The sequence below is a fragment of the Microaerobacter geothermalis genome (assembly GCF_021608135.1).
In the GTDB taxonomy this organism is placed as follows: Bacteria; Bacillota; Bacilli; order DSM-22679; family DSM-22679; genus Microaerobacter; species Microaerobacter geothermalis.
Genome location: NZ_JAKIHL010000028.1, coordinates 1 through 25,521, shown reverse-complemented (window position 1 = coordinate 25,521; position 25,521 = coordinate 1). Strand labels below are relative to the sequence as shown.

24 protein-coding genes are annotated in these 25,521 nt (G+C 41.9%); 22 read left to right on the top strand and 2 right to left on the bottom strand.

Annotated elements, in window-relative coordinates; genetic code table 11:
• The first annotated feature begins 38 nt into the window (after window positions 1–38).
• From spoIVB to L1765_RS10695, 6 genes are all read left to right on the top strand, one after another.
• Window positions 39–1,358, top strand: coding sequence for a SpoIVB peptidase (gene spoIVB / locus L1765_RS10720; RefSeq protein ID WP_268928856.1), 1,320 nt, complete (start codon window positions 39–41; stop codon window positions 1,356–1,358).
• A gap of 225 nt (window positions 1,359–1,583) precedes the next feature.
• Window positions 1,584–2,381: a sporulation transcription factor Spo0A gene (spo0A, locus tag L1765_RS10715; protein WP_236407143.1), complete on the top strand. Its 798-nt coding sequence runs from the start codon at window positions 1,584–1,586 to the stop codon at window positions 2,379–2,381.
• 90 nt (window positions 2,382–2,471) lie between these two features.
• Window positions 2,472–3,617 (top strand): putative cytokinetic ring protein SteA, encoded by a 1,146-nt coding sequence (gene steA / locus L1765_RS10710; RefSeq protein WP_236407141.1) that lies wholly within the window; start codon window positions 2,472–2,474, stop codon window positions 3,615–3,617.
• Window positions 3,618–3,625: 8 nt separating this feature from the next.
• Window positions 3,626–4,249 carry a copper transporter gene (locus tag L1765_RS10705; protein ID WP_236407138.1) on the top strand — a complete coding sequence of 208 codons (624 nt, stop codon included), beginning with the start codon at window positions 3,626–3,628 and terminating at the stop codon, window positions 4,247–4,249.
• Window positions 4,212–4,892: a glycosyltransferase family 2 protein gene (locus tag L1765_RS10700; protein WP_236407136.1), complete on the top strand. Its 681-nt coding sequence runs from the start codon at window positions 4,212–4,214 to the stop codon at window positions 4,890–4,892. Before L1765_RS10705 ends, L1765_RS10700 begins: the two co-directional genes overlap by 38 nt.
• Entirely contained in the window at window positions 4,885–5,655 is a 771-nt protein-coding gene (locus tag L1765_RS10695) for a hypothetical protein (RefSeq protein WP_236407133.1), read from the top strand. Before L1765_RS10700 ends, L1765_RS10695 begins: the two co-directional genes overlap by 8 nt.
• Here L1765_RS10695 and L1765_RS10690 read toward each other — a convergent pair.
• Entirely contained in the window at window positions 5,652–5,957 is a 306-nt protein-coding gene (locus tag L1765_RS10690; RefSeq protein ID WP_236407130.1) for a DUF2627 family protein, read from the bottom strand. The two genes, L1765_RS10695 and L1765_RS10690, sit on opposite strands and share 4 nt — an antisense overlap.
• 221 nt (window positions 5,958–6,178) lie before the next feature.
• On the opposite strand from L1765_RS10690, the gene L1765_RS10685 reads away from it, so the two are divergent.
• The 13 genes from L1765_RS10685 (at window position 6,179) to L1765_RS10625 (ending at window position 20,205) form a co-directional block, all read left to right on the top strand.
• The gene (locus tag L1765_RS10685; protein WP_236407127.1) at window positions 6,179–8,248 is read left to right on the top strand and encodes a sigma-54 interaction domain-containing protein; all 2,070 of its coding nucleotides are present in this window, start codon (window positions 6,179–6,181) and stop codon (window positions 8,246–8,248) included.
• A 308-nt stretch (window positions 8,249–8,556) separates the two neighbouring features.
• On the top strand, window positions 8,557–9,486 hold the full coding sequence (gene yqiS, locus L1765_RS10680) for a phosphate butyryltransferase (RefSeq protein ID WP_236407125.1): 930 nt from the start codon (window positions 8,557–8,559) through the stop codon (window positions 9,484–9,486).
• Between the two features lie 40 nt (window positions 9,487–9,526).
• Complete coding sequence (gene bcd / locus L1765_RS10675; RefSeq protein WP_236407122.1) at window positions 9,527–10,621, top strand: Leu/Phe/Val dehydrogenase; 1,095 nt, start codon at window positions 9,527–9,529, stop codon at window positions 10,619–10,621.
• 76 nt (window positions 10,622–10,697) lie between these two features.
• Window positions 10,698–11,786 (top strand): butyrate kinase, encoded by a 1,089-nt coding sequence (gene buk / locus L1765_RS10670; protein WP_236407120.1) that lies wholly within the window; start codon window positions 10,698–10,700, stop codon window positions 11,784–11,786.
• Window position 11,787: 1 nt separating this feature from the next.
• On the top strand, window positions 11,788–12,465 hold the full coding sequence (locus tag L1765_RS10665) for a ParA family protein (protein ID WP_236407118.1): 678 nt from the start codon (window positions 11,788–11,790) through the stop codon (window positions 12,463–12,465).
• A 25-nt stretch (window positions 12,466–12,490) separates the two neighbouring features.
• Window positions 12,491–12,727: a 4Fe-4S dicluster domain-containing protein gene (locus L1765_RS10660; protein ID WP_236407116.1), complete on the top strand. Its 237-nt coding sequence runs from the start codon at window positions 12,491–12,493 to the stop codon at window positions 12,725–12,727.
• Window positions 12,728–12,756: 29 nt separating this feature from the next.
• Window positions 12,757–13,821 (top strand): 3-methyl-2-oxobutanoate dehydrogenase subunit VorB, encoded by a 1,065-nt coding sequence (locus L1765_RS10655; RefSeq protein ID WP_236407115.1) that lies wholly within the window; start codon window positions 12,757–12,759, stop codon window positions 13,819–13,821.
• Window positions 13,818–14,576 (top strand): thiamine pyrophosphate-dependent enzyme, encoded by a 759-nt coding sequence (locus L1765_RS10650; protein ID WP_236407113.1) that lies wholly within the window; start codon window positions 13,818–13,820, stop codon window positions 14,574–14,576. The genes L1765_RS10655 and L1765_RS10650 overlap by 4 nt, the downstream gene beginning before the upstream one ends.
• Window positions 14,577–15,140, top strand: coding sequence for a 2-oxoacid:acceptor oxidoreductase family protein (locus L1765_RS10645; protein WP_236407111.1), 564 nt, complete (start codon window positions 14,577–14,579; stop codon window positions 15,138–15,140).
• A 246-nt stretch (window positions 15,141–15,386) separates the two neighbouring features.
• Complete coding sequence (gene lpdA / locus L1765_RS10640) at window positions 15,387–16,808, top strand: dihydrolipoyl dehydrogenase (RefSeq protein ID WP_236407109.1); 1,422 nt, start codon at window positions 15,387–15,389, stop codon at window positions 16,806–16,808.
• A 175-nt stretch (window positions 16,809–16,983) separates the two neighbouring features.
• Window positions 16,984–17,919: a thiamine pyrophosphate-dependent dehydrogenase E1 component subunit alpha gene (locus L1765_RS10635; RefSeq protein WP_268928857.1), complete on the top strand. Its 936-nt coding sequence runs from the start codon at window positions 16,984–16,986 to the stop codon at window positions 17,917–17,919.
• Between the two features lie 16 nt (window positions 17,920–17,935).
• Window positions 17,936–18,919 carry an alpha-ketoacid dehydrogenase subunit beta gene (locus tag L1765_RS10630; protein ID WP_236407105.1) on the top strand — a complete coding sequence of 328 codons (984 nt, stop codon included), beginning with the start codon at window positions 17,936–17,938 and terminating at the stop codon, window positions 18,917–18,919.
• A 26-nt stretch (window positions 18,920–18,945) separates the two neighbouring features.
• Window positions 18,946–20,205: a dihydrolipoamide acetyltransferase family protein gene (locus tag L1765_RS10625; protein ID WP_268928855.1), complete on the top strand. Its 1,260-nt coding sequence runs from the start codon at window positions 18,946–18,948 to the stop codon at window positions 20,203–20,205.
• A 76-nt stretch (window positions 20,206–20,281) separates the two neighbouring features.
• On the opposite strand, the gene L1765_RS16265 is transcribed toward L1765_RS10625, so the two are convergent.
• Window positions 20,282–20,377 carry a stressosome-associated protein Prli42 gene (locus L1765_RS16265; RefSeq protein WP_456238230.1) on the bottom strand — a complete coding sequence of 32 codons (96 nt, stop codon included), beginning with the start codon at window positions 20,375–20,377 and terminating at the stop codon, window positions 20,282–20,284.
• 202 nt (window positions 20,378–20,579) lie between these two features.
• Here L1765_RS16265 and L1765_RS10620 point away from each other — a divergent pair, with 202 nt between their 5' ends.
• The 3 genes from L1765_RS10620 (at window position 20,580) to L1765_RS10610 (ending at window position 24,768) form a co-directional block, all read left to right on the top strand.
• Window positions 20,580–22,229 carry an acyl-CoA mutase large subunit family protein gene (locus L1765_RS10620; protein WP_236407103.1) on the top strand — a complete coding sequence of 550 codons (1,650 nt, stop codon included), beginning with the start codon at window positions 20,580–20,582 and terminating at the stop codon, window positions 22,227–22,229.
• A gap of 149 nt (window positions 22,230–22,378) precedes the next feature.
• The gene (gene mce, locus L1765_RS10615; RefSeq protein WP_236407101.1) at window positions 22,379–23,212 is read left to right on the top strand and encodes a methylmalonyl-CoA epimerase; all 834 of its coding nucleotides are present in this window, start codon (window positions 22,379–22,381) and stop codon (window positions 23,210–23,212) included.
• Window positions 23,213–23,220: 8 nt separating this feature from the next.
• Window positions 23,221–24,768, top strand: a complete 1,548-nt coding sequence (locus L1765_RS10610) for an acyl-CoA carboxylase subunit beta (protein WP_236407196.1) — start codon at window positions 23,221–23,223, stop codon at window positions 24,766–24,768.
• The last annotated feature ends 753 nt before the right edge of the window (window positions 24,769–25,521 follow it).

Below are 25,521 nucleotides of genomic sequence, written 5' to 3'. Positions count from 1 at the left end.
GTGGAGGTGTATAGGTGGGAAGGTAGGAGAGTGATAATTTGTCACAAAGGAAAAGGTCAATATTAGGTGTATTCTTAGTGATCTTAACCATGGTAATCGTGATATCCCCCCCTTTTCAAGATTTTATTTCCTTACCAGATGAAATGCGTTTGTTAAACGGTGTTGCTGTCCAAGTTAAATTTGGCATTCCTGCTTCCGGAGTTGTTACATCTACTCATCCCGAAGTGATTCAAGTAAATGGAGAAAGCTCTAAACAAGTTCAAATTAACCTTAAACAACCCTTCACCTTAAGTCCAAATCGGGTGGGAGAAACAGAACTTCGGTTAAAGCTTGGCGGTTTGCCTGTAAAAACAGTTAGAGTGAAGGTTCTGCCTGATATTAAACTGTACCCTGGAGGACAATCAATAGGCGTTAAGCTGCATGCTGCTGGATTATTGGTGGTAGGTCACCATTTCCTTGATGGGCCGAATCAGGAAAAAATTTCACCTGGTGAAAAATCAGATATTCGCCTTGGAGATTTGATTATTAAAATGAATGGTCTAGAAATGAAAACCATTGATCAGGTGGCAGATATCGTCAATCGAGCAGGGCGAAAAAATGAGCCGGTGGAAATTGAACTGATCCGCGGAAGAGAGAAAAAAATTGTACAATTAAAACCGCTTTTTGATAAAAAGGAAAAAGAGTATCGGTTGGGATTGTATATTAGAGACTCAGCAGCAGGGGTAGGAACATTAACCTTTTATGACCCCGTATCAAAAAAATATGGGGCTTTGGGGCACGTCATTTCTGATATTGACACCCAAAAGCCGATTATTGTCGGTGATGGACAAATTGTAAGGGCTAATGTCACATCCATTGAAAAAGGAGCAAGTGGAGAACCGGGATCAAAACGGGCCATTTTCTTTAATGAAGGAGAAGTGTTAGGAAACATAACAAAAAATTCCCCTTTTGGAATTTTTGGAAAAATGAATACTCCTCCCGATCAATTGTTGATAAACAAGCCAATGTCAATTGCACTAATTGAAGAAGTAAAAAAAGGACCTGCAGAAATATTTACAGTCATTGATGGACAGAAGGTGGAAAGATTCAGCATTGAAATTGTAAATGTCATTGAACAAAAATATCCTGCTACCAAAGGGATGATTATTAAAATTACAGATCCAAGACTGTTGGAAAAAACAGGTGGGATTGTTCAGGGAATGAGCGGAAGTCCAATTATCCAAAACAATAAAATTGTCGGTGCTGTAACCCATGTTTTTGTTAATGATCCCACGTCGGGATATGGCACGTTCATTGAGTGGATGTTAAATGAGGCTGAAATATCATTAAACCAAGAAAGAAAACTAAAGGCGAGTTAATCGTCTTTAGTTTTTTTGGCTAATCAGAAAAGTATGAACGCTCGCCAATCGGTGAGTTTTCTTTATCGAAAAATAAAGGAAAATGTCAAGTTTTGTAGAATTTAAAATATTTTGAGAAAAAAATGAAAAACTGTATATTAAAGCAGGAATATTTTAACTGATGTCGAAACTATAACTCGAAATGATGCACGGTAATAAATCATATGATAGAGAGGAGTATGGGCATTGCAAAAGATTAAAGTATTGATTGCTGACGATAATAGGGAGTTTACTCAATTACTTACAGAATTTATCAATGAACAGGAAGATATGGAAGTCATTAATGTTGCTTACAACGGAAATGAGGTTTTGGATATTTTGGGGCACCAGATTCCGGATGTATTGATTTTAGACATCATTATGCCTCATTTAGATGGATTGGCAGTGTTGGAACAGATCAAAAAACTGCAATTAGATTCCATGCCAAAGATTATTATGCTTACTGCTTTTGGACAGGAAGATATTACGAAAAGAGCGGTGGAGTTGGGAGCCTCCTATTACATACTGAAGCCATTTGACATGGAGGTATTGACTACCCGTATCCGTCAAATGGTGTTAAAGCCTAATAAACAGGAATCTATAAAACCCATATTAACGTCCGTACCCACAATTAATCAACAATCTAAAAAGAAGAATATTGAGTCCAGCATAACTGGAATCATTCATGAAATTGGTGTTCCTGCCCATATTAAGGGATATCATTATTTAAGGGAAGCCATCATCATGGTGTATCACAACATGGAGATATTGGGATCAATTACAAAAATTCTGTATCCGGAAATCGCCAGGAAATTTGAAACGACACCAAGTCGTGTGGAAAGGGCGATTCGTCATGCCATTGAAGTAGCCTGGAACAGGGGGAATATACATTCCATCACCAAGATGTTTGGCTATACGATTTCTGACAATAAAGCCAAGCCGACCAACAGCGAGTTTATCGCGATGGTGGCGGATAAATTGAGACTGGAAACAAGGGTCAGTTAATAAAGTGAATGAAATCATTAGGAATTGACTGGAAGAGAGGATGAATAGTCCTCTCTTTTTTTCGTTAATACTAAGTAGGGGTGGCTAGAATTGGTTACTAAAAAAGAATCACCGATGATTCAAGGATTTGTAAAGGCGGACTCAAAAACGAAGAATCTCATGAAACGGCTTCTACCGGGAAATATAGCTGTCATTAAACATCCTGATGTGGATGAAGTGGCTGCTAAAGGATTGTTAGAGTCAAAAGTGAAGGCCATTATAAATGCAAATCCTATGTTAAGCGGCAAATATCCTGCCTATGGAGCATCATACTTGCTGGATCATGGTATTCCTTTGTTTGAAATGGGGGAAGAGCATTTCTCCCTCTTTTCAGATGGAATGGAAGTAAATATTGACTGTGGTTTGGATCATCTGTTTATCCTTGATGATCAACATAAAATTCCCTTACAAAAGGTTACAAAAGAGAAAATCGAAAAAAAGCTTATGGAAGCAAAAAAGAATTTACCAAATACCCTTAAGCAATTTATTGATAATACATTGATTTATGCTCAGAGAGAGAAGGACTATTTTCTCCAATCACTGTATATTCCGGCACTGAAAACTGCCATTAGAGGAAGGCATGTTCTGGTTGTGGTTAGAGGAACCCACTATAAGGAAGATCTTTTGGCAATTCGTTCGTATATAAAGGATTATAAGCCCGTTTTATTGGGGGTTGACGGGGGAGCAGATGCTTTAAAGGAATTTGGGTTTATTCCAGATATAATTCTGGGGGACATGGATAGTGTTCAAGATGAAACTCTAAAGTTTGCCAAAGACTTGGTTGTTCATGCTTATCCTAACGGGGATGCTCCCGGAATGAAGAGAATCCATCAGCTTGGATTAAAGGCTATAACAATTCCGGCTCCCGGGACCAGTGAAGATATTGCGATGCTTCTCGCTTATGAAAAAGGCGCAGAATTAATTGTAACTGTTGGAACCCACTCCAATATGATTGATTTTTTAGAAAAGGGAAGAAAAGGGATGGGAAGCACCGTTTTGGTTCGAATGAAAATTGGCAATAAATTGGTTGACGCCAAAGGAGTAAGCAAATTATATCCGGGACGAATCGGATGGAAGCCTTTAGCTGCATTAGGATTATCGGCAGTAGTTCCTATTCTTGCCCTGTTTGTTGTAAGTCCCGTGGTGCGGCATCTCTGGCAGCTTTTGTGGATTCAGGTAAAAATGTTATTAACGTAGGTGATATCATGGTTTCCCTTCGGTTTCATATCATAACCATTATTTCCGTATTTTTGGCCCTTGGGATTGGAATTTTATTGGGAGGAACAATGGGTGGACAATGGCTGGACAAAAATCAACAAAAACTTCTTCAAAGTTTGGAAGTGAGATATAAGGAATCGGTGGCTATTAATCAGGGACTTCATAAGCGATTAGGGGAATTGACAACCCGATTGGAACAAACTAACCAGGATATAGATGGCTTAATCAGCCAGAGCTACTTTCCGCATTTGCTGAATTTAAAAGTGCTATATCTTACCTCGAAGGACATGAATAATCTGCTCACGGAAGAGACGTTAAAAAGAGTGGGAATTCAGGTGATTACTATGTATTGGGATAGATGGATGGAATTAGAGGACTGGAATCATGACTTGGATTTGGTCATTTCAGTCGATAACCTTGCTGAAAGGGAAGAGAAATTGCTGAGGTGGTTAGATAAGCAGCAACGCTCAATCAATTGGATACAGATGACAGAGCCCCCAAAAACCCCTCTTCAAAAATGGCAGCTTTTGCAAAAGATTAATTATGCATCAAAAAAAATATGGGAGGACGTTCATGAATCAGTTGGTGTCAGTAATCATTCCAGCTTTTAACGAATCTCAATTCATAGGGGAAACGTTAGAAACCTTATCAAAATCCCCCTGGGTTGATGAAATTATTGTCGTTGATGACGGAAGTAGCGATGGAACTTCAAAAGTGGCTAAGAGATGGACGGAGCATGTCGTTGTTCACCAAAAAAATCAAGGGAAGGGAAAAGCGTTGATGACAGGTGTTGATTCATCGACCGGATCAATTTTGATGTTTTTGGATGCTGACTTGGGAGAATCTGTTCAATTTGCTTCCCGTTTACTAGCTCCTATTTTTGATTATGAAGCAGACATGACCATTGCTGTTTTACCTCCAGCCAAGAATAAGGGTGGATTTGGATTGGTAAAAGGATTGGCGGAAAAAAGTATTTATTGGTTGACAGGGTATAAAACAAAGGCTCCCCTTTCCGGTCAACGGGCTTTAAGAAAAACTCTGATGGAATCGGTATCTCTTGTTGAAGGATTTGGGATTGAGGTGGGTTTAACCATAGATGCACTGAGAAAAGGATATCGAGTATCTGAAATAGAAGTGCCATTTCTTCACAGGGAAACAGGGAGAGATCTGCCAGGATTTATTCACCGCGGCAAGCAATTTATTTCGATATCGAACACGATCGGAAAGAAAATGATGGAGAGAATCTATGACTAAATGGATGCTAAAACCTTTTTATCAATTTCTTATCCGGAATGGCTTGATTCGGGAAAACTATTTGGGGTTTCCTATTCCAGTCGGGACGGGAGTATTTATTTTTATTTTTACTCTTGTCTTTTTATTCTTGCAAATGCCAATCCTTGAGCCGACTCTTCTCATCCTAACTTTCGTCATAATGCTTGTCTCTGCAGGATTAGGCTGGATAGACGATCGGTTTGGAAACCATCGATCAAAGGGAATTAAAGGCCACTTTCAATCATTTATTAAGAGAAAAAAAATAACCACCGGATTTATAAAAGCCAGCGGCGGATTAATAATGAGCAGTTTCGTTTCCTTTATGATGCATTCTTCTATTATCTGGTTTCTCACAGGAACTTTGTTTATGGCACTTATGATGAATTTTATTAATCTGTTGGATTTGCGGCCGGGGAGAGCAATAAAAATGTTTTGGCTGTTGGTGATCATCCTGTTTCCATTTTTGCATGTAAAGAATATGGTGTATATCTGGCCAACGGTGATGGCAACAATTCTTCTTTATCCTGAGGATATACAAGGAAAGTCTATGTTAGGGGATACGGGATCAAACCTGTTAGGTGCGGCGTTGGGATTTTGGTACCTACTTTGGGTTCCTGAGATAATGAATCTGATTCTCCTTTTACTTTTAATTGTCGTTCATCTGTACGCCGAAAAACATTCAATCAGCCAATTGATTCAAAGAAATCGCTGGCTTTATGCATTCGACCAATGGGGACGGGACTAGCTTTCACGATGATTCCGTTTCATAAAGCGAGGCTGTACTAACTTTCGCTTTTTGTCTTTATGGAAAATGAACCCACCCATAAAGGCTACCCCAATGACAAAAAGAAGCAAACCCAACAAAAAAGTTCCCCATTGAAATGTTTGAATGGCTGGGTCAAAATACCGGAATATTGTGTCTCTCATCAACTTCCAACCCCAACCTCCAAGAAAAATAAAAAAACCGATGAGGCTGAGGGCAATGATGCGCTGAATAAACATTTTTTGCAATCCTTTCATTATTACATTTAAACGTAAACTATACATGTGGAACGAATTATATATCTCCCTTTCATATTATATAAAGAGATCGTTCTTGTCCATGTTTATGTAGGTTGGGATCTGTTCATATAGATTATGGATTTTATGGTATGATATAAGTGTGCAATTTTTTTCAATGGATGAATTAAGTTGAACTTTTATAGTATCGGAACTAGGATTTGCCAAGCAAATTATCATGATAGTGGTTTTGGGGAGATGAAATCCTAATGAAGGAATGCTTGATTGTTGGAGCGGGACGTGGGGGGACGGCTCTGCTGGAAGTCTTACACCGGTTTGAAAAAATAAAGGTTCGCGGGATCGTCGATATTAATCAGCAGGCTCCGGGATTATTATTAGCCCAGAATCTTGGGGTTCCATATGGCAGTGACTTTATGTCTTTTCTCCATCCTGACATCGATTTCATTTTAGAGGCAACTGGGGTGGAGGAGGTCTTTATTCAACTGCAACGATTAAAAGGCCCCAAGACCGTATTGATTCCGGGAACCATTGCTAACATAATAATGGCGTTAATTGATGAAAAAGAACAATTAATCAAACAGTTGGAGAGACAAAAGACAGAGAGGGATACCATCTTAAACTCTACTCACGATGGAATGATTGCCGTAAATGAAGAGGGAAGCATTACGCTATTTAACCGGTCGGCGGAAAAACTGATGGGGATTTCCTCTTCCGATGTATTGGGAACGTTGGCATTTGAAACCATTCCCAACAGCCGCTTGCATGTGGTCCTGGAAACCGGGAAACCGGAATTAAATCAGGAACAGGTTTTATCTAATCAAATGAGGATTGTCACGAATCGTGTTCCCATGAAAGATGACGACGGCAATATTGTCGGAGCTGTAGCTGTATTTCGTGATATTACGGAATTAATGGATTTGGCAGCAGAAGTGACCAATTTAAAAGATATTCAAAGTCTCCTTGAAGCAATTATCCAATCCTCTGAGGACGCCATATCAGTAGTAGATGCTGAAGGAAAAGGCTTAATAATTAATCCGGCGTATACCAGACTGACGGGATTAACCGCAGAAGATGTAATTGGGAAACCGGCAGATGTGGATATTTCTGAAGGTGTTAGTATGCATATGCAGGTATTGAAGACAAAGAAGCCTGTTCGGGGAGTTCCGTTAAAGGTGGGACCCAACAGAAAGGACGTATTGGTGAATGTTGCGCCCATTTTGGTAGACGGCGTATTGAAAGGATCTGTCGGGGTCATACATGATACGTCAGAAATCAAGAAATTAACGGCTGAATTGGAAAAGGCAAAACAAATTATTCGCACTTTGGAAGCAAAATATACCTTTGATGATATTATCGGTGAAAGTGAAGAGATGAGATATGCCTTTGAACAGGCCAAAAATGCTGCTTCCACTCATGTTACCATTTTACTTCGGGGAGAATCAGGGACAGGGAAGGAACTTTTCGCTCATGCCATTCACAATGCCAGCGACAGAAAATATAATCAATTTGTCCGGGTAAACTGTGCGGCAATTTCTGAAAGTTTATTAGAAAGTGAACTTTTTGGGTATGAGGAAGGGGCCTTTACTGGAGCAAGGAGAGGAGGAAAGAGGGGATTATTTGAGGAGGCAAGCGGGGGTACAATATTTCTAGATGAAATCGGTGAAATTTCGCCAAATATTCAGGCAAAACTATTAAGGGTTCTTCAGGAAAAAGAAATTATTCGGGTAGGCGGTACAAAGCCTGTTCCAGTCAATGTCCGTGTCATCGCTGCTACCAATGTAAACTTAGAGAAGGCAATACAGCAGGGAACTTTTCGAGAGGATCTGTATTACCGCTTAAATGTCATGCCGATTATTATTCCTCCCTTAAGATATAGAAAGGAAGATTTTTCAAAATTATCCCATCACATTATTAGAAAATTTAATCAGGAATTTGGTAGAAATGTTGAAAGTATCGATGAGGATGCTCTAAATAGGATGAAAAATTATCCCTGGCCTGGAAATGTAAGAGAATTGGAGAATGTACTTGGACGGGCAATGATTAATATGAGATTTAATGAAAGGGTGATAAAGACCATTCATTTACCTCCTATAGAAGGGCAGTCTATCCATCGTTCTTCTTCCTCTGTTCAGATTACTGAAGATTTTCATACAGATCTGGCTGAACCGCTGGATAAAATATTAGAAAATGTTGAGAAAGCTTATATTGAAAAGGTTTTAAGCGCAACAGGTGGGAATCGTACGAAAGCGGCCAAAATACTGGGGATTTCGATTCGAAGTTTATATTACAAATTGGAAAAATTAAAAATAACTCATTAACATCTGGGTACTTAAAAGATGAACCAGTTAGAAGGCTAATTTCCATTCTTTAGTCTTTGTGCTGAGTACGAACTCAAAGGCCGTCCTTAGTGAATTTTTTAGCTCGACCTATTCGATATGAATTTTTTTTCATGCAAAAGTATGCATGACAAAGCAATTATTTGCATACTTCTTATATTTATAATAGGAAAGTTCAAATGAAATAAAGCGTTTTCAATCTGTTCGTTTTGGCATGATGCTTGCATAAGTACATAGGTGAAAGCACTTCAGCAAACACTAATTCGAAGTGAAACTGATAAAGAAAGGTGATGGTTTTGAAAAATCTGGCACAATTATTGGGTACGGCAAGGGATAGACCATCCCTTACTATTGCAGTAGCTGCTGCTGAGGATGTTGAAGTGTTAAAAGCGGTGGAGGAAGCGGTGCGTATGGGAATTGCCAATTTTCTTCTGTTTGGTGATAAGAAAGCCATCGAAGATATGGTCTGTTCCCATCAGTTTGAACTTAAAGAATCCGTTATAAAAGATGCGAAAGATCTTGCAGAATCGTGCAAATTGGCTGTTGCTGCTGTCCGGGATGGAGAAGCGGATGTGGTGATGAAAGGGTTGGTTCCAACATCCACCATACTAAAGGCAATTTTAAACAAGGAAGGCGGTCTAAGAACAGGTAATGTGCTCAGCCATGTCGCAGTTTTTGAGGTGGATGGCTTTAATCGGCTGTTCTTTGTAACAGATGCTGCCATGAATATTTCCCCAGACCTACAGACAAAAGCAGAAATTATTCGCAATTCTGTTGATGTGGCAAATGCCATAGGAATCACTCAGCCGAAAGTTGCTCCCATTGCTGCTGTCGAAGTTGTTAATCCTGAAATGCCTGCAACGGTGGAAGCTGCTCTGCTTTCCAAAATGGCTGAGCGGGGGCAGATTAAGGGAGCGACAATTGATGGTCCTTTGGCACTTGATAATGCTATATCCCTTGAAGCTGCCAGACATAAAGGAATTCAAAGTCAGGTGGCTGGATTAGCCGATATACTAGTGGTTCCCAATATTGAAGTAGGAAATGTTCTTTACAAATCCCTGGTTTATTTTGCCAGAGCAAAATTAGCTGCCCTTGTGGTTGGGGCAAAAGCACCTGTCGTGCTGACTTCTAGGGCTGACAGCCATGAAGCCAAGCTTTATTCCATTGCTTTAGCAGTTTTAACGGCGCAATATATGTCCTCAAATGATAATGGATCTTAAAAAATTGGAGCAAAAACTTGAGTGATGTAGGAGGAAAACTATGAAAATCTTTGAATACATGGAAAAATATGATTATGAGCAACTAGTGTTTTGTCAGGATAAAACCTCGGGATTAAAAGCGATCATTGCCATTCATGATACCACTCTGGGTCCGGCTTTGGGAGGAACCAGAATGTGGACTTACGATACAGAGGAAGATGCCATTATTGACGCTTTACGTTTGGCCAGAGGAATGACGTACAAAAATGCAGCGGCTGGTCTTAACCTCGGAGGGGGCAAAACCGTTATCATTGGCGATCCAAGAAAGGACAAAAATGAGGAAATGTTTAGGGCCTTTGGCCGATACATTCAAGGTCTAAATGGAAGATATATCACGGCTGAAGATGTGGGAACAACGGTGGCTGATATGGATCTGATTCATATGGAAACAGATTATGTAACCGGAATTTCCCCGGCCTTTGGAAGTTCAGGCAATCCTTCTCCGGTTACAGCTTATGGAGTGTATCGTGGAATGAAAGCCGCAGCAAAGGAAGCTTTTGGAACAGACGATTTGAAAGGACTAACCATTGCTATTCAAGGAGTTGGGAATGTTGCTTATAACCTTTGCCGTCATCTCCATGAAGAAGGTGCTAAATTAATTGTAACAGATATTAACCAAGATGCTGTGCAGAGGGCCGTTGAAGAATTTGGTGCCAAAGCGGTTGCTCCTAACGAAATATATGGTCAAGAATGCGATATCTTTTCCCCCTGTGCATTGGGTGCCGTTATCAATGATGAGACCATTCCTCAATTAAAGGCTAAGGTCATCGCTGGTGCTGCCAACAATCAGTTAAAAGAAGAGCGTCATGGGGATGCCTTGCATGAAATGGGAATTGTTTATGCTCCGGATTATGTGATTAATGCAGGAGGAGTAATCAATGTGGCAGACGAATTGCAAGGATATAACAGAGAGAGAGCCATGAAAAAAGTAGAATCGATTTATGACAATGTGGCGAAGGTCTTTGAAATCAGTAAGAGGGATCACATACCCACTTACAAGGCAGCAGACCGCATGGCTGAAGAAAGAATTGAGAAGGCTCGAAATTCTTATCGTTCAACATTCTTAACGAATGGAAAGAGTATTCTCAGCCGATAACGGAACCTTCTTCAGTAAAATAAGCTATGGAGTTTGCTCATAAAGGGATAGGAATGAATAGAATGGAGTGTAACCTGTGCAAAAAGAATATCGTTTGTTGGTCATCAATCCCGGATCCACATCCACAAAAATAGGCATCTATGATAATGAAAAGTCCGTTTTTGAGGAGACCATCAGACACAGCACTGATGAGATCAATCGATTTTCCAGGATAATCGATCAGTATCAGTTCAGAAAGCAAACCATACTGGAAACGTTAAACAAAAATGAAATGAACATCACAAAGTTATCTGCCGTAGTTGGGCGGGGCGGAGTTTTAAGACCGATTCCAGGCGGCACTTATCGGGTCAATCAACCGATGCTTGAAGACTTGCGGTCTGGAAAATATGGTGAACATGCTTCCAATCTTGGAGGAATCATTGCTTTTGAAATCGCTTCCCAATTAAATATTCCTGCTTATATCGTCGATCCTGTGGTTGTCGATGAAATGGATCCAGTAGCACGTATCTCAGGAGTTCCCGAAATCGAGAGAAAAAGTATATTTCATGCCCTAAATCAAAAGGCAGTTGCCAGAAGAGCGGCTAATGACATGGGAAGAACCTATGAGGAAGTAAATTTCATTGTGGTTCATCTGGGAGGCGGCATTACGGTTGGAGCCCATCGAAAGGGCAGGGTTATTGACGTGAATAACGGCCTGCATGGGGAAGGCCCTTTTTCTCCTGAAAGGGCAGGAACCATCCCAATTGGGGATCTGGTTCAATTAAGTTTTTCCGGGAAATATTTTGCCAGTGAAATTATGAAACTGCTGGTTGGAAAGGGCGGACTGGTAGGATATCTCGGAACAAATGATGCACGTGAAGTAGAGAAGATGATTGAACAGGGCAATGAAAAAGCGAAATTAGTCTATGATGCCATGGCTTATCAAGTGGCAAAAGAGATCGGTGCCAATGCGGCAGTTTTGGAAGGTCAGGTTGATGCCATCATCTTAACCGGAGGTTTGGCCTATGGCAAGCTTTTTACCGACATGATCAGTAAGCGTATAACCTGGATTGCTCCGGTCAAAATTTACCCTGGGGAAAACGAACTTCAAGCCCTTGCCGAAGGGGGACTTAGAGTTTTGCGAGGGGAAGAAGAGGAGAAAGAGTATCCGCATGAGGATAAATAGGTTGGAAGATTTCAAGTCTCGTATCATTGTTATCACGGGTCACTATGGCAGCGGAAAAACGGAATTATCCATCAATCTTGCTTTTGCTGAAAAAAAAGGCGGAAGCCAGGTGGCTATTGCTGATTTAGATGTGATCAATCCTTATTTCCGCTCCCGGGAAGTGAATCAGGCATTTCAACAGGAAGGGATTGAGGTTATTGCTCCAAAGGGAGAAATTGCCACCGCTGACCTTCCTGTCGTATCCGGTGAAATTTATCATTATATATCTAACGAAAACTACCGATTAATCATTGATGTGGGTGGTGACAAGGACGGAGCGCTTGCTGCTGGTCAGTATGCACAACTATTAAAGCCCAGCAAACCGGAAGTATTGTTCATCGTCAATACGACCCGCCCTTATGTTAATACTGTGGAAGGGATTGGTCTTACGATTGCCGCAATAGAAAATAACCTAAGGCTAAAAATTACTGGCCTTGTGAACAATACGAATCTGGGAACGGAAACCTCTCTTCAGGATATTGAGAAGGGACTGGAAATTACTGAAAGAGCAGCTAAACAGCTTGCGATTCCTTTGTGCTTTAATTGTGCTACTTCATATTTTATAGATAAAATTGAGGCGAAGTATCCGGATCATGTCTGGTTTTTACTGAATCGTTATATGAAGCTGCCTTGGGAATAACCAAAATATAAGGGAGGGGTGAAACATGATGGTTGAACCAAGAGTAATATTTAATGAAGAACTATGTAAAGGTTGCGGCCTCTGTGTTTCTGTTTGTCCAAAGGGTATCATTTCTTTGTCAGCTCAAATCAACGGAAAGGGTTACCATCCAGCACAGGTCATAGAACAAGAAAAATGTATTTCCTGTACATTTTGTGCCATGGTGTGCCCTGATAGCGTCATTAGTGTCTTCCGTCCGGTAAAAAATAGAGTGACAGCTTAGGTTGGACAAATAAGGGGAGGTTTGAGACTATGGGGAAAATGTTAATGAAGGGGAATGAAGTGCTTGGGGAAGCAGCCATTCATGCCGGTTGCAAATATTTTTTTGGATATCCAATCACTCCGCAAAATGAATTGGTCGCTTATATGGCTCGCCGTTTGCCGGAAGTGGGGGGAGCCTTTGTTCAGGCAGAAAGTGAAGTGGCTGCCATCAATATGGTATATGGTGCCGCCAGTGCAGGAGTAAGGGTAATGACTTCATCTTCCAGTCCAGGAATCAGTTTGATGCAGGAAGGAATTTCCTATATGGCGGGTTCTGAATTGCCTGCCGTAATTTGCAATATGGTTCGCGGAGGCCCGGGTCTCGGAAGCATCCAGCCTGCCCAATCAGACTATTTTCAAGCGGTAAAAGGTGGGGGGCATGGAGATTATCGTCTACCTGTTTTGGCACCTGCCACCCTTCAGGAGATGGTTAATTTGATGGGAGAAGCATTTGATATTGCCGATCAGTATCGCACCCCTGTGATGATTTTGGGAGATGGAATGCTAGGTCAAATGATGGAGCCCGTTGAATTTATCGATCGTCCAAAGAGAGACTTGCCTCCAAAGGATTGGGCCACAACAGGAACACGGGGGGATGGAGCACCTCGAACCATCACATCTCTGTTTTTGGATCCTGCAGAACTGGAGAAGCACAATGAACGTTTGGATGCGAAATTTAAAAAGATTGCTGAAAATGAAGTCCGTTATGAGACCTTTCTCACGGATGATGCAGAAGTCATTTGTGTCGCATACGGGACTATGGCAAGAATTGTTAGAAATGTGGTGAATAAAGGAAGGGCCAATGGACTTAAAATTGGTCTTATCCGGCCAATAAGCCTCTGGCCATTTCCGACTAAACCCTTTGAAGATACCCTTCAACATGCAAAGGCTTATCTTAGCGTGGAAATGAGCACGGGTCAAATGGTCGAAGATGTCCGGTTGGCTGTTAACGGAAAAAAACCGGTATATTTTCATGGTAGAGCCGGTGGAATGGTTCCAACGCAAGAAGCCATCATGAAAACCATAGAAGAAATCCTGGGAGGTGTTCTTGTATGAGCTTAGAAATGCAGCAGGTATTTAAAAAGACAGAAGGCTTAACAGACAAAATCACTCACTATTGCCCGGGATGTACCCATGGAATTATCCATCGTATGGTTGCAGAGGTACTGGAAGAAATGGACGTGTTGGAAGAGACTATAGGAGTGGCTTCAGTAGGTTGCTCAGTTCTTTCCTACGAGTATTTTAACTGTGACATGACTCAGGCACCCCATGGACGGGCTCCTGCCGTTGCAACCGGTATAAAAAGAGTACTGCCTGACCGGATGGTTTTTACCTATCAGGGGGACGGTGACCTGGCATCCATTGGTATGGGTGAAATTATCCATGCTGCCGCCAGGGGAGAAAATATTACAGTCATATTTATAAATAATGCGATTTATGGTATGACCGGAGGGCAAATGGCTCCGACAACCCTGGTTGGCCAAAAAACAACAACCACCCCTGACGGGCGTATGGCCAACAAGCAGGGATCACCCATTCGAATGTCAGAAATGCTGGCAACTTTGGATAGTGTTGCCTACATTGAACGGGTTTCCACCCATGATATTAAACATTTGCGGTCCACTAAAAAAGCGATTCAAAGGGCCTTTGAAACCCAGAAGAGGGAATTGGGTTTTTCCATGGTTGAAGTTCTTTCAACCTGTCCCACAAACTGGGGGTATGATCCTGTTGAGTCATTAGAGTGGGTAAAGGAAAATATGGTGCCGGTTTACCCTCTGGGAGTCTTTAAGCAAATGCAGGGGGTGGAATAGGTGCTACATGAATTAATTTTTGCCGGTTTTGGAGGCCAAGGGGTGATGTCCATGGGACAACTGGTCACCTATGCGGGGATGATGGAAGGTTACAATGTTTCTTGGCTACCTTCATATGGGCCGGAGCAAAGGGGAGGAACCGCCAACTGTTCTGTGATTATTACCGATGATCAGGTGGGGGCACCGGTAGTAACAAATCCAACCACAGCGATTGTTCTTAATAATCCATCCTTTGATAAATTTGAACCCACAGTAACACCGGGGGGGACCCTTATTATAAATACCTCATTGGTTAATCGTAAATCTAACAGGACAGATATTCAGGTTATTGAAATAAATGCCAATGAAATTGCCAATGAGTTAGGAAATGGAAGGGTTGCCAATATGGTTTTATTGGGGGCCTTCATCGAAATGACGCAAGTATTTACCATCGAGACGTTGATGGAAGCTCTAAAAAAAGTTCTTCCCAAAAGGCACCACCATCTGCTTTCTGTTAATCAATTGGCACTGGAAAAAGGGATGCTTCTATATAAAGAGCAGTCGAAGCATATTCCTGCTGTTTAGGAGGCTTCTAAAATAATCATGTGATGGGGTTGGTCGGCAGTATGTGTCGACCTTTTCCTCTATAACCCAATTTACTTTTGATTTAACTTGAAAAGGAGGGAATTAGCCCTCAAACTGACTCCATCACTGAAATACCCAGATGTTTTTGAAGGTACCGTTTGTAATTATGTTTAATCTTATCCAAGGTGGGAAAATTATTCGATATAATAGCTGGTGAAATTGTTTATAGAGAAGGGAGACAGAAAGATGGTAGAAGAATTGGATTTAGTGATTATCGGAGGGGGTCCTGGGGGATATGTGGCTGCCGTAAAGGCTGCACAGCTTGGATTACAGGTTGCTGTGGTAGAAAAAGATAAATTGGGAGGAACATGTTTGCATAAGGGTTGTATCCCTAGTAAAGCATTACTTAGGAGTGCAGAAGTTTATCATACATTAAAAGATAGCGAAGCTTATGGAATTACTACTCAAGGCCTTGGATATGACTTTCTAAAAGTACAGCAAAGAAAAAACAAAATCGTAGACCAACTCTATAAAGGTGTCCAACACCTGATGAAACAGGGGAAAATAAAGGTGTATGAAGGAATTGGCCGATTGATGGGACCGTCTATTTTTTCGCCCAGGGCCGGTGCTGTACGGGTGGAAACAAAGGATGGAGAACAGGAAATCTTGAATCCGAAACAAGTGATCATTGCCACCGGTTCCCGTCCAAAAACCTTGCCTGGATTGACGATAGACGGTGAGTATGTGCTAACAAGTGATGAAGCCCTTCAATTTGAAAAACTGCCGAAATCTATTGTAATTGTGGGCGGCGGTGTGATCGGTGTGGAATGGGCCTCTTTACTAAACGATTTTGGTGTTGAGGTAACTGTTGTTGAATATGCAGATCGGATCCTCCCTTTTGAAGATGAGGAAATCAGTAGAGAACTTGCTCGGATCTTCAAGAAACGGAAAATTTCCGTTCATACCAGTGCGAGAATTCTTCCCGATACCTTGAAAAAGGGAACTGGTGGGATTTTGATAGAGGCTGAAAAGAATGGAGAAAGGGTCCAATTTACTGCAGAAAAAATTCTCGTTTCTGTAGGCCGGGAGGCGGTTGTTGATAACATTGGACTGGAAAGTACAGAAATTGTGGTTGAAAAAGGGATTATAAAAGTGAATGAATACTATCAAACGGCGGAATCTCACATTTATGCGATTGGAGATGTGATCGGAGGCCTTCAATTGGCCCACGTTGCTTCACATGAAGGAATCATCGCCGTAGAACATATGGCTGGACAAAACCCCCATCCTCTAAATTATACCATGGTTCCCAAAGCAACCTACTGCAGACCAGAGGTGGCCAGTGTCGGACTGACTGAGGCTGAAGCGAAAGAGAAGGGATATCAAGTAAAAACTGGAAAATTTAATTTCCGTGCTAACGGAAAAGCTTTAGTCTTTGGTCAACCTGATGGGTTTATCAAAATGGTTGTGGATGCAAAAACAAATGATTTATTAGGAATTCATATGATAGGACCCCATGTCACAGATTTGATATCAGAGGGAACTTTGGCAAGGGTTTTGGATGCCACCCCCTGGGAGGTGGCCAATACCATCCATCCCCATCCTACCCTGTCAGAAGCTGTGGGTGAAGCAGCACTTGCAGTTGAAGGCAAAGCGATCCACGGCTAAAACTTGCCGAACTCGGGCTAGGACGTGTGAATCTTAGTTCCAATCAAATAAAGAAAGAGAATAGACAGTAGTACCTTGGGAGAGATAAAGGAAACGGAATTTTTTAAAGGAGGTCTTTCAGGTGACAAACCAAAAGCACGTATTATTGGGTTTATCTGATCAAGATGTGGTGGATATGTATTATTTCATGCTTTTAGCAAGAAAGATCGATGAGCGGATGTGGTTATTAAACCGAGCCGGGAAAATTCCTTTTGTGATTTCTTGCCAAGGTCAAGAAGCTGCACAAGTGGGAGCTGCCTTTGCTTTGGACCGGGAAAAGGATTACATTATGCCCTATTACCGGGATATGGGTGTTGTATTGGTTTTCGGGATGACAGCAAAGGATCTTATGCTTTCCGCTTTTGCCAAAGCAGAGGATCCCAACAGCGGGGGACGGCAGATGCCAGGACATTTCGGGTCAAAGAGATTGAGAATATTAACTGGTTCAAGTCCTGTAACAACCCAGGTCCCCCATGCCGTTGGGGTAGCTTTAGCCGGAAAAATGCAGGGAAAAAATTTTTGTACTTTTACAACATTTGGCGAAGGCTCTAGCAATCAGGGTGATTTTCATGAAGCGGCAAATTTTGCTGGAGTTCATAAATTGCCGGTTATTTTTATGTGTGAAAACAATAAGTACGCCATATCAGTACCCATGAAAAAGCAGTTGGCATGTGACAGTGTAGCCGACAGGGCACAAGGCTATGGTATGCCTGGAGTGAGTGTTGATGGAAACGATCCCCTTGAAGTATATCGTGTGGTAAAAGAAGCGGCTGAGCGGGGGAAAAATAATCAGGGCCCTTCCTTAATTGAGGCAGTTACCTATCGGTTGACCCCCCATTCAAGTGACGATGATGACCGGGCTTATCGAGAAAGGGAAGAAGTAGAAGAGGCCAGAAAAAATGATCCTATACTTAAGTTTAAAACCTATTTAATGGAAGCTGGGATCATGTCTGAAGATAAAGAAAAAGAAATTTCCGACAGAGTGGACCGTGAAGTAGATGAGGCAACGGACTATGCAGAAATGGCTCCTTATCCAAGGCCTGAAGAGACTTTAAAACACGTATATGCTTAAATAGGAGGAGATCGTGATGGCGGTTATTTCATATATTGACTCGGTAACTTTGGCATTAAGGGAAGAAATGAGAAAGGATGATCGGGTATTTATCTTAGGAGAGGATGTGGGTGTTCGAGGGGGGGTCTTTCGGGCTACAGCAGGTTTAATCGAGGAATTTGGTGAGGATCGGGTGCTGGACACTCCATTAACAGAATCAGCTATCGTGGGAGTTGGAATTGGAGCGGCGGCTTATGGATTAAGACCTGTGGTTGAAATTCAGTTTGCCGATTTTATCATGCCAGCAGTCAACCAAATTATCAGCGAAGCAGCCAAGATGAGGTACCGTTCTAACAACGACTGGAATTGTCCAATGGTTATTCGTGCACCCTATGGTGGTGGAGTCCATGGAGCCCTGTATCACTCCCAAAGTGTGGAAGCCATCTTTTGTAATGTTCCGGGCCTTAAGGTAGTGGCACCCTCAACCCCTTATGATGTGAAAGGACTTCTGAAAGCTGCCATAAGAGACGAAGATCCAGTATTATTTTTCGAACATAAAAGATGTTATCGATTAATAAAAGGCGAGGTTCCAGAGGAAGACTATACGCTTCCCATTGGAAAAGCGGAGGTGAAGCGTGAAGGAACCGATATTACCGTTATTTCCTATGGATTAACCCTTCATTTTGCTCTTCAGGCAGCTGAAACATTAGCCAAGGAGGGGATCAGTGCCCATGTATTGGATTTAAGGACCCTATATCCCCTGGATAAGGCAGCGATTGTTGAAGCTGCAGCAAAAACGGGGAAAGTATTAATCATTCACGAAGATAATAAAGAGGGAGGCGTGGGAGCAGAAGTTTCTGCGATCATTGCAGAGGAGGCTCTCTTTGACTTAGATGCTCCAATAAAGAGATTATGTGGACCTGATGTACCAGCCATGCCTTATAGTCCGCCAATGGAGAAGTTCTTTATGTTAAATCCTGAAAAAGTGGCAAACGCCATGAGAGAACTGGCTGAGTTTTAAGAAGGGATCATGAAAGGAGTAAAATCATGGCTAATAAAATCTTAATGCCCCAACTGGGGGAGAGCGTAACAGAAGGAACAATAAGCAAATGGCTGGTTAAAAAAGGGGATCTGGTAAAAAAATATGACCCTCTTTGCGAAGTGATGACCGATAAAGTAAATGCCGAGGTTCCATCCACTATATCTGGTACCGTTGGTGACATTGTAATCCAGGAGGGAGAAACGGTATCTGTTGGCGAGATAATTTGCTATATTGAAGCTGAAGGTGAACAGAAATATGAACCGGTACCTGATACCCAATCAGCTATAAAATCAAACACCAATATCAAGAAGGATAATGAAATAAGGGAGAAAGAAAAGCTTCGTTACTCTCCTGCTGTTTTGAAGCTGGCCCAAGAACATAACCTGGACCTTACCCAAATTAGCGGAACAGGAAGAGCAGGGAGGATCACGAGGAAAGATGTTCTGGCATCTATTGAAAAAGGTGTTCCTGTGAAGAAGGTAACAGAAGAACCTTCAGCCACTGGTATCCCTGTGGAAGATAAAGCTGTAGAAAAGCCGTTTCCCAAAATGGATAAACAAACGGAGGAACGGGAAGAAGTGATTCCTGTTTCAGGCATACGGAAAGTGATTGCCAACCGAATGGTGCAGAGCAAGCATGAAGCACCACACGCATGGACTATGGTAGAAGCTGATGTCACCAACCTGGTTAAATTCCGAGAGCAGAAGAAGGATGAATTTAAGAAGAAGGAAGGCGTGAAACTCACTTTTTTACCCTTCTTCATAAAAGCGGTAGTTGAAGCATTAAAGGAATATCCCATTTTGAATTCCGTTTGGAACGGGGACCAAATCCTAATTAAAAAGGATATTCATATATCTATTGCTGTTGCCACAGAGGATGCCCTATTCGTACCGGTTATTCATCATGCGGATCAAAAAAGCATATTAGGACTTGCCAAATCCATTGATGACTTGGTAAGAAAAACAAGGGAAGGGAAATTAACAACGGAGGATATCCAAGGTGGAACCTTTACCGTGAACAACACCGGATCATTTGGTTCCGTATTATCTGCGCCAATCATCAATATTCCCCAAGCTGCCATCCTTAGCTTGGAAGCCATTGTAAAAAGACCGGTAGTATATCAGGATATGATTGCGGTCAGAGACATGGTGAATATTTGTCTTTCGTTGGACCATCGAGTACTGGATGGGTTGGTTTGTGGGAAATTTCTCCAGTCCGTAAAGCAAAAGGTGGAGGCAATGGGTCCTGATACCAAGCTCTATTAAAATAGTTTCAAGATGGTCAAGAAAAAGGCAGGATTTCTCTGGGAAACCCTGCCTTAATATTTTTTATTACTGCTGATTAATATAGAAAGCCAATACCCATGATTACCGTCGAAATCACTAATGTTGCAACGACAAGATAAACCACTGCTTTAATCAGTTTGCGAGGAACCATTTTTCCACCTTCCTTGTTCAAATCTCACCTTTTAAATTATAACTTATTTTTTTAGGTCTTGCACCTTGTATGGTTCACATATTTTTTTGAAAAGAAGGATTTTGTCAGAAAAGAAAGAATAAAATAGTAAGGTTTACTTCATAGAGAAAAGTGATAAAAAATTTTTTGGTAATGGAGAAGAGAGATATTAAGGAGGGAAACTATGACCGAGGAAAAGAGACAAAAATATCAAGATTGGCTGAAATCAACTGAAAAAATACTCAAGAAAATACCAGAGAGAAAAGAAGAATTTTTAACCTCTTCAGGGATTAAGGTGAATCGTCTCTATTTAGAAGATCCGATAAGTGACGAGTATATGGAAAAATTAGGATTTCCTGGTGAATACCCTTATACCCGGGGGATTCAGCCGACGATGTATCGGGCTCGTTATTGGACCATGAGACAATATGCCGGATTTGGTTCGGCAGAAGAAACCAATAAAAGATTCCGTTATTTACTGGAACAGGGTCAAACAGGATTAAGCGTAGCCTTTGATCTCCCCACCCAGATTGGATATGATTCTGATCATCCTTTGGCAAGGGGTGAAGTGGGAAAAGTAGGAGTAGCGATAGATTCATTAAAAGATATGGAACAGTTGTTGGATGGGATTCCCCTTGAAAAAGTAAGCACCTCAATGACCATCAATGCACCTGCCTCTGTTTTGTTAGCCATGTATATTGCTGTAGCAGAAAAACAGGGGGTAAGTTCCAAGGAGATTTCAGGAACCATTCAAAATGATATCTTGAAAGAATATATAGCCAGAGGCACCTATATTTTTCCGCCCAAACCATCGATGAGATTAATTACAGACATATTTGCTTATTGTGCAAAAGAGGTTCCGAAATGGAACACGATTAGTATCAGCGGTTATCATATCCGTGAAGCCGGTTCTACTGCCGTTCAAGAAGTAGCTTTTACCCTGGCAGACGGGATTGCTTATGTTGAAGCGGCCTTGGAAGCAGGAATGGATATCGATGAGTTTGCTCCCCGACTTGCCTTTTTCTTTAACGCCCATAACAACTTTTTTGAAGAAATTGCCAAATTTCGTGCAGCAAGAAGAATTTGGGCCAATATCATGAAAAATCGATTTCATGCCAAAAACCCCAAATCACTGCAGCTTCGTTTTCATACTCAGACCGGAGGCTCAACCCTAACGGCTCAGCAGCCTGACAACAATATCATCAGGGTCACGATTCAAGCCCTTGCAGCAGTTCTTGGAGGCACACAAAGCTTGCACACCAACTCCAGAGACGAAGCCCTTGCATTGCCGACAGAGGACTCTGCCAGAATTGCCTTAAGGACCCAACAAATTATCGCTTATGAGAGCGGAGTAACGGATACGGTTGATCCGGTTGGAGGTTCCTACTTTATAGAGGAATTAACTAACCGGATTGAAGAAGAAGCCTTAAAGTATATCAAAAAAATAGATGAGATGGGCGGTGCAGTTTCCGCTGTTGAGCAAGGATATATGCAACGAGAGATTCATAAGGCAGCTTATGAAACCCAACAGGCTATCGAGTCAGGGGAAGAAGTGGTTGTCGGAGTGAACAAATTCCGTATTGAAGGGGAAAAGCAACCTGAGCTGTTAAAGGTAGATCCAACCCTTGGAGAGAAACAAAAGGAGAAGCTAAATCAGTTAAAACAAGAAAGAGATCAAACAAAAGTAAATGAAACCTTGTCTGCTTTGCGAGTAGCCGCCAGGGGAACTTCTAACCTTATGCCTTATATAATCGATTGCGTTAAGGCTTATGGAACGATTGGTGAAATCTGCGGAGTGCTCCGTGAAGAATTTGGAGAATACCAATCGGTATAAAAACAACATGTCATTTACATGATATGTTGTTTAGAAGTCAAAGATCAAGTGTCCTTGGTGATTATGACGAGTGAGCGCACAGTCAGTATGTATCGCCATTTCGTCGAGTATTGTAATAATGGAAAGAAGTAACTTGGAGGTGGAGGGAAATGGAAAAAAGAATTAGGGTTTTAATTGCAAAACCTGGATTGGATGGGCATGACCGGGGTGCTCTGGTGATTGCTCAAGCATTAAGAGATGAAGGAATGGAAGTCATATATACCGGTCTTCGGCAAACTCCTGAACAAATCGTAAATAGTGCAATACAGGAAGATGTGGATGTCATTGGATTATCTTGTCTTTCCGGGGCACATAATGAATTGTTTCCTGAAGTGGTTCGACTACTAAGGGAAAAAGATGCAGGCGACATTTTGGTTATTGGCGGAGGGGTCATTCCTGATGATGATATCCCATTTCTTTTGGAAAGGGGAATTGCCAAAATATTTACACCGGGAACACCGACAAAGGAGACGGCAGATTTTATTCGGATTGAAGTTCAAAAAAAAAAGGGGATAAATGTGGCTCCTCCTGAAAAGCTAGAACACGTTGGAATTGCTGTAAAAAATCTTGATGAAGCTATTTCTGTTTACTGTTATACGTTAGGATTTAAACTTCTGGGGATTGAAACGGTAGAAAGTGAAGGGGTAAAGGTTGCCTTTTTGGAAATGGGCGAAAGTAAAATAGAATTGCTGGAACCCCTGTCTTCTGAAAGTGCTATCGCTAAGTTTATCGAGAAAAAAGGGGAAGGAATTCATCATTTGGCCTTAAAAGTAAATGATATTGAGGAACGGTTGGATTTTCTAAAAAAACAAGGGGTAAAACTCATTCATGAGAAACCGAAACAAGGTGCCCATGGAAATCAAATCGCCTTTCTCCATCCCAAGTCAACGGGAGGAGTTTTACTAGAATTATGTCAAACAGGTCATGGGGAGGGGAAAGAATAGATATGGATATGTTCGATAAAATTAATGAACTTTATGACAGGCGGCGAAAAATTGAGTTGGGTGGAGGAGATAAACGCATAGACGCCCAACATAACCGTGGAAAACTTACCGCAAGGGAAAGAATAGATCTTTTGTTGGACGAAGGAACTTTCGTGGAATTTAATGCGTTCATGGAACATCGGGAGACCAATTTTGGTATGGACCAAGTGGAAGCCCCTGGTGAGGGGGTAGTCACCGGATATGGACGTATTGACGGAAGGCTGGTATATGTATTCGCCCAGGATTTTACCGTTTTCGGAGGTGCGCTGGGCGAAATGCATGCAAAGAAAATAGCCAAGATCATGGATTTGGCTGCCCAAAATGGCGCGCCGATCATCGGGTTAAATGATTCTGGTGGGGCGAGAATTCAGGAGGGAGTTGTTTCTCTAGATGGTTACGGCCATATCTTTTACCGAAATTCCATCTATTCCGGCGTGGTCCCGCAGTTGTCTGTGATTATGGGACCTTGTGCCGGCGGAGCTGTTTACTCCCCGGCCATCACTGATTTTGTATTCATGGTGGAGAAGACCAGCCAAATGTTTATTACAGGTCCAAAGGTTATCGAAACGGTTACGGGAGAAAAAATCTCTTCTGAAGACCTGGGGGGGGCAAGGGTTCATTCCACCATTAGCGGCAATGCCCATTTTTCTGCCCCTACCGAACAGGAAGCGCTGGAACAGGTGCGCCGTCTTTTAAGTTTTTTGCCGGCAAACAATATGGAGAATCCCCCTAAATTATATTACCAGAAAACTAAAGGGGAAGATTGGATCGATGATCTGATTGATGTCGTTCCTGTTGAAGGAACGAAGGTATATGACGTCAGAAAGGTGATTCATCTGATTCTGGACCATGGCGACTTTATGGAAGTCCATGCCCAGTTCGCCAAGAATATCGTGGTAGGCTTCGGGCGAATCGATGGCTATCCGGTTGGAATCATTGCCAACCAACCCAAGGTGATGTGCGGCGGTTTGGATATTGATTCGTCAGACAAATTAGCCCGATTTATAAGGTTTTGTGATTCCTTTAATATCCCTCTCATTACATTTGAGGATGTTACTGGGTTCTTTCCGGGAATCAAGCAGGAACATGGCGGAATTATCCGGCATGGGGCAAAGATTCTTTATGCCTATTCTGAAGCGACGGTTCCCAAGATCACGGTTATCTTAAGAAAGGCGTATGGCGGTGCTTACGTTGCCCTCAACAGCAAAGCAATTGGGGCTGACGTGGTTTATGCCTGGCCCAATGCCGAAATTGCCGTAATGGGACCGGAAGGGGCAGCCAATATCATATTTGCAAAAGAGATCAATGAGAGTGAAAATCCTGCCCAAACTCGAGCTGAAAAAATTGCAGAGTACCGGGAAAGATTTGCAAATCCTTACGTGGCCGCTTCCCACGGAATGGTGGATGACGTAATCGATCCAAGGGAAACGAGAAAAAAATTAAAGGATGCCCTGGATATGCTTCGCAACAAAAGGGAAACCAGACCACCCAAGAAACATGGAAACATTCCACTTTAATAACCTGAACATTATAAAGTGGCGCAACCCTTTATCCTTTCTAATCTTTGCTCCACTTGAATTCCGCAAAGAAGCAGTTCATTTCCGTTCAGACTTTCTGGCTCGGTGCGTCGGGAACATCTGGGTAACTCAATGTAGTGGGACTGCCCTCCGCGTTATCCTCACCAGAAAGTCTTCACTGTGAAGGAATTCAAAATCGCTCAGATCAGAAAGGATAAAGCGTCTCATTTATAAAATTTATTCCTATATGGATGGAACTAAACATACATGACCCGCATGGTCACAAATTGATATGAAAAGGTATTTTCATATCAAAGAATTTTACTAAGGACGGCCTTCGAGTTCGTGCGAAGCTACGGGGCTAGAGAACGGGAATTAGCCCTCAAACTGACTCCATCATCGAAATACCCGGATGTTTTTGAGGGCTCCGTTCTTTAGTCTCGGAGCGGACATTAATCACATCTGGGGCCGAATTCGACAAGTAGACGTGTAAATCTTTGATATGAAAATAATTCCCTCCCGGGTCATACTGATCTAAAAATGTCAAGTGCTTGGTATCAATTTCCAGATAAAAATGGGTATAGGGATGCCCGGGATAATCGTTGTAAATGTTTCCAGTAGTTATGATGCAGTATTCTTCTGAACTTCGTATCCTAATTGACGCACCTTAGCGATAAAATATCTTTCCATTCGTTCTTGGTTTCGCTTCTGTAAAAAGTCTTCACCTAACTCTTTATAGTGATCATCGTTTAA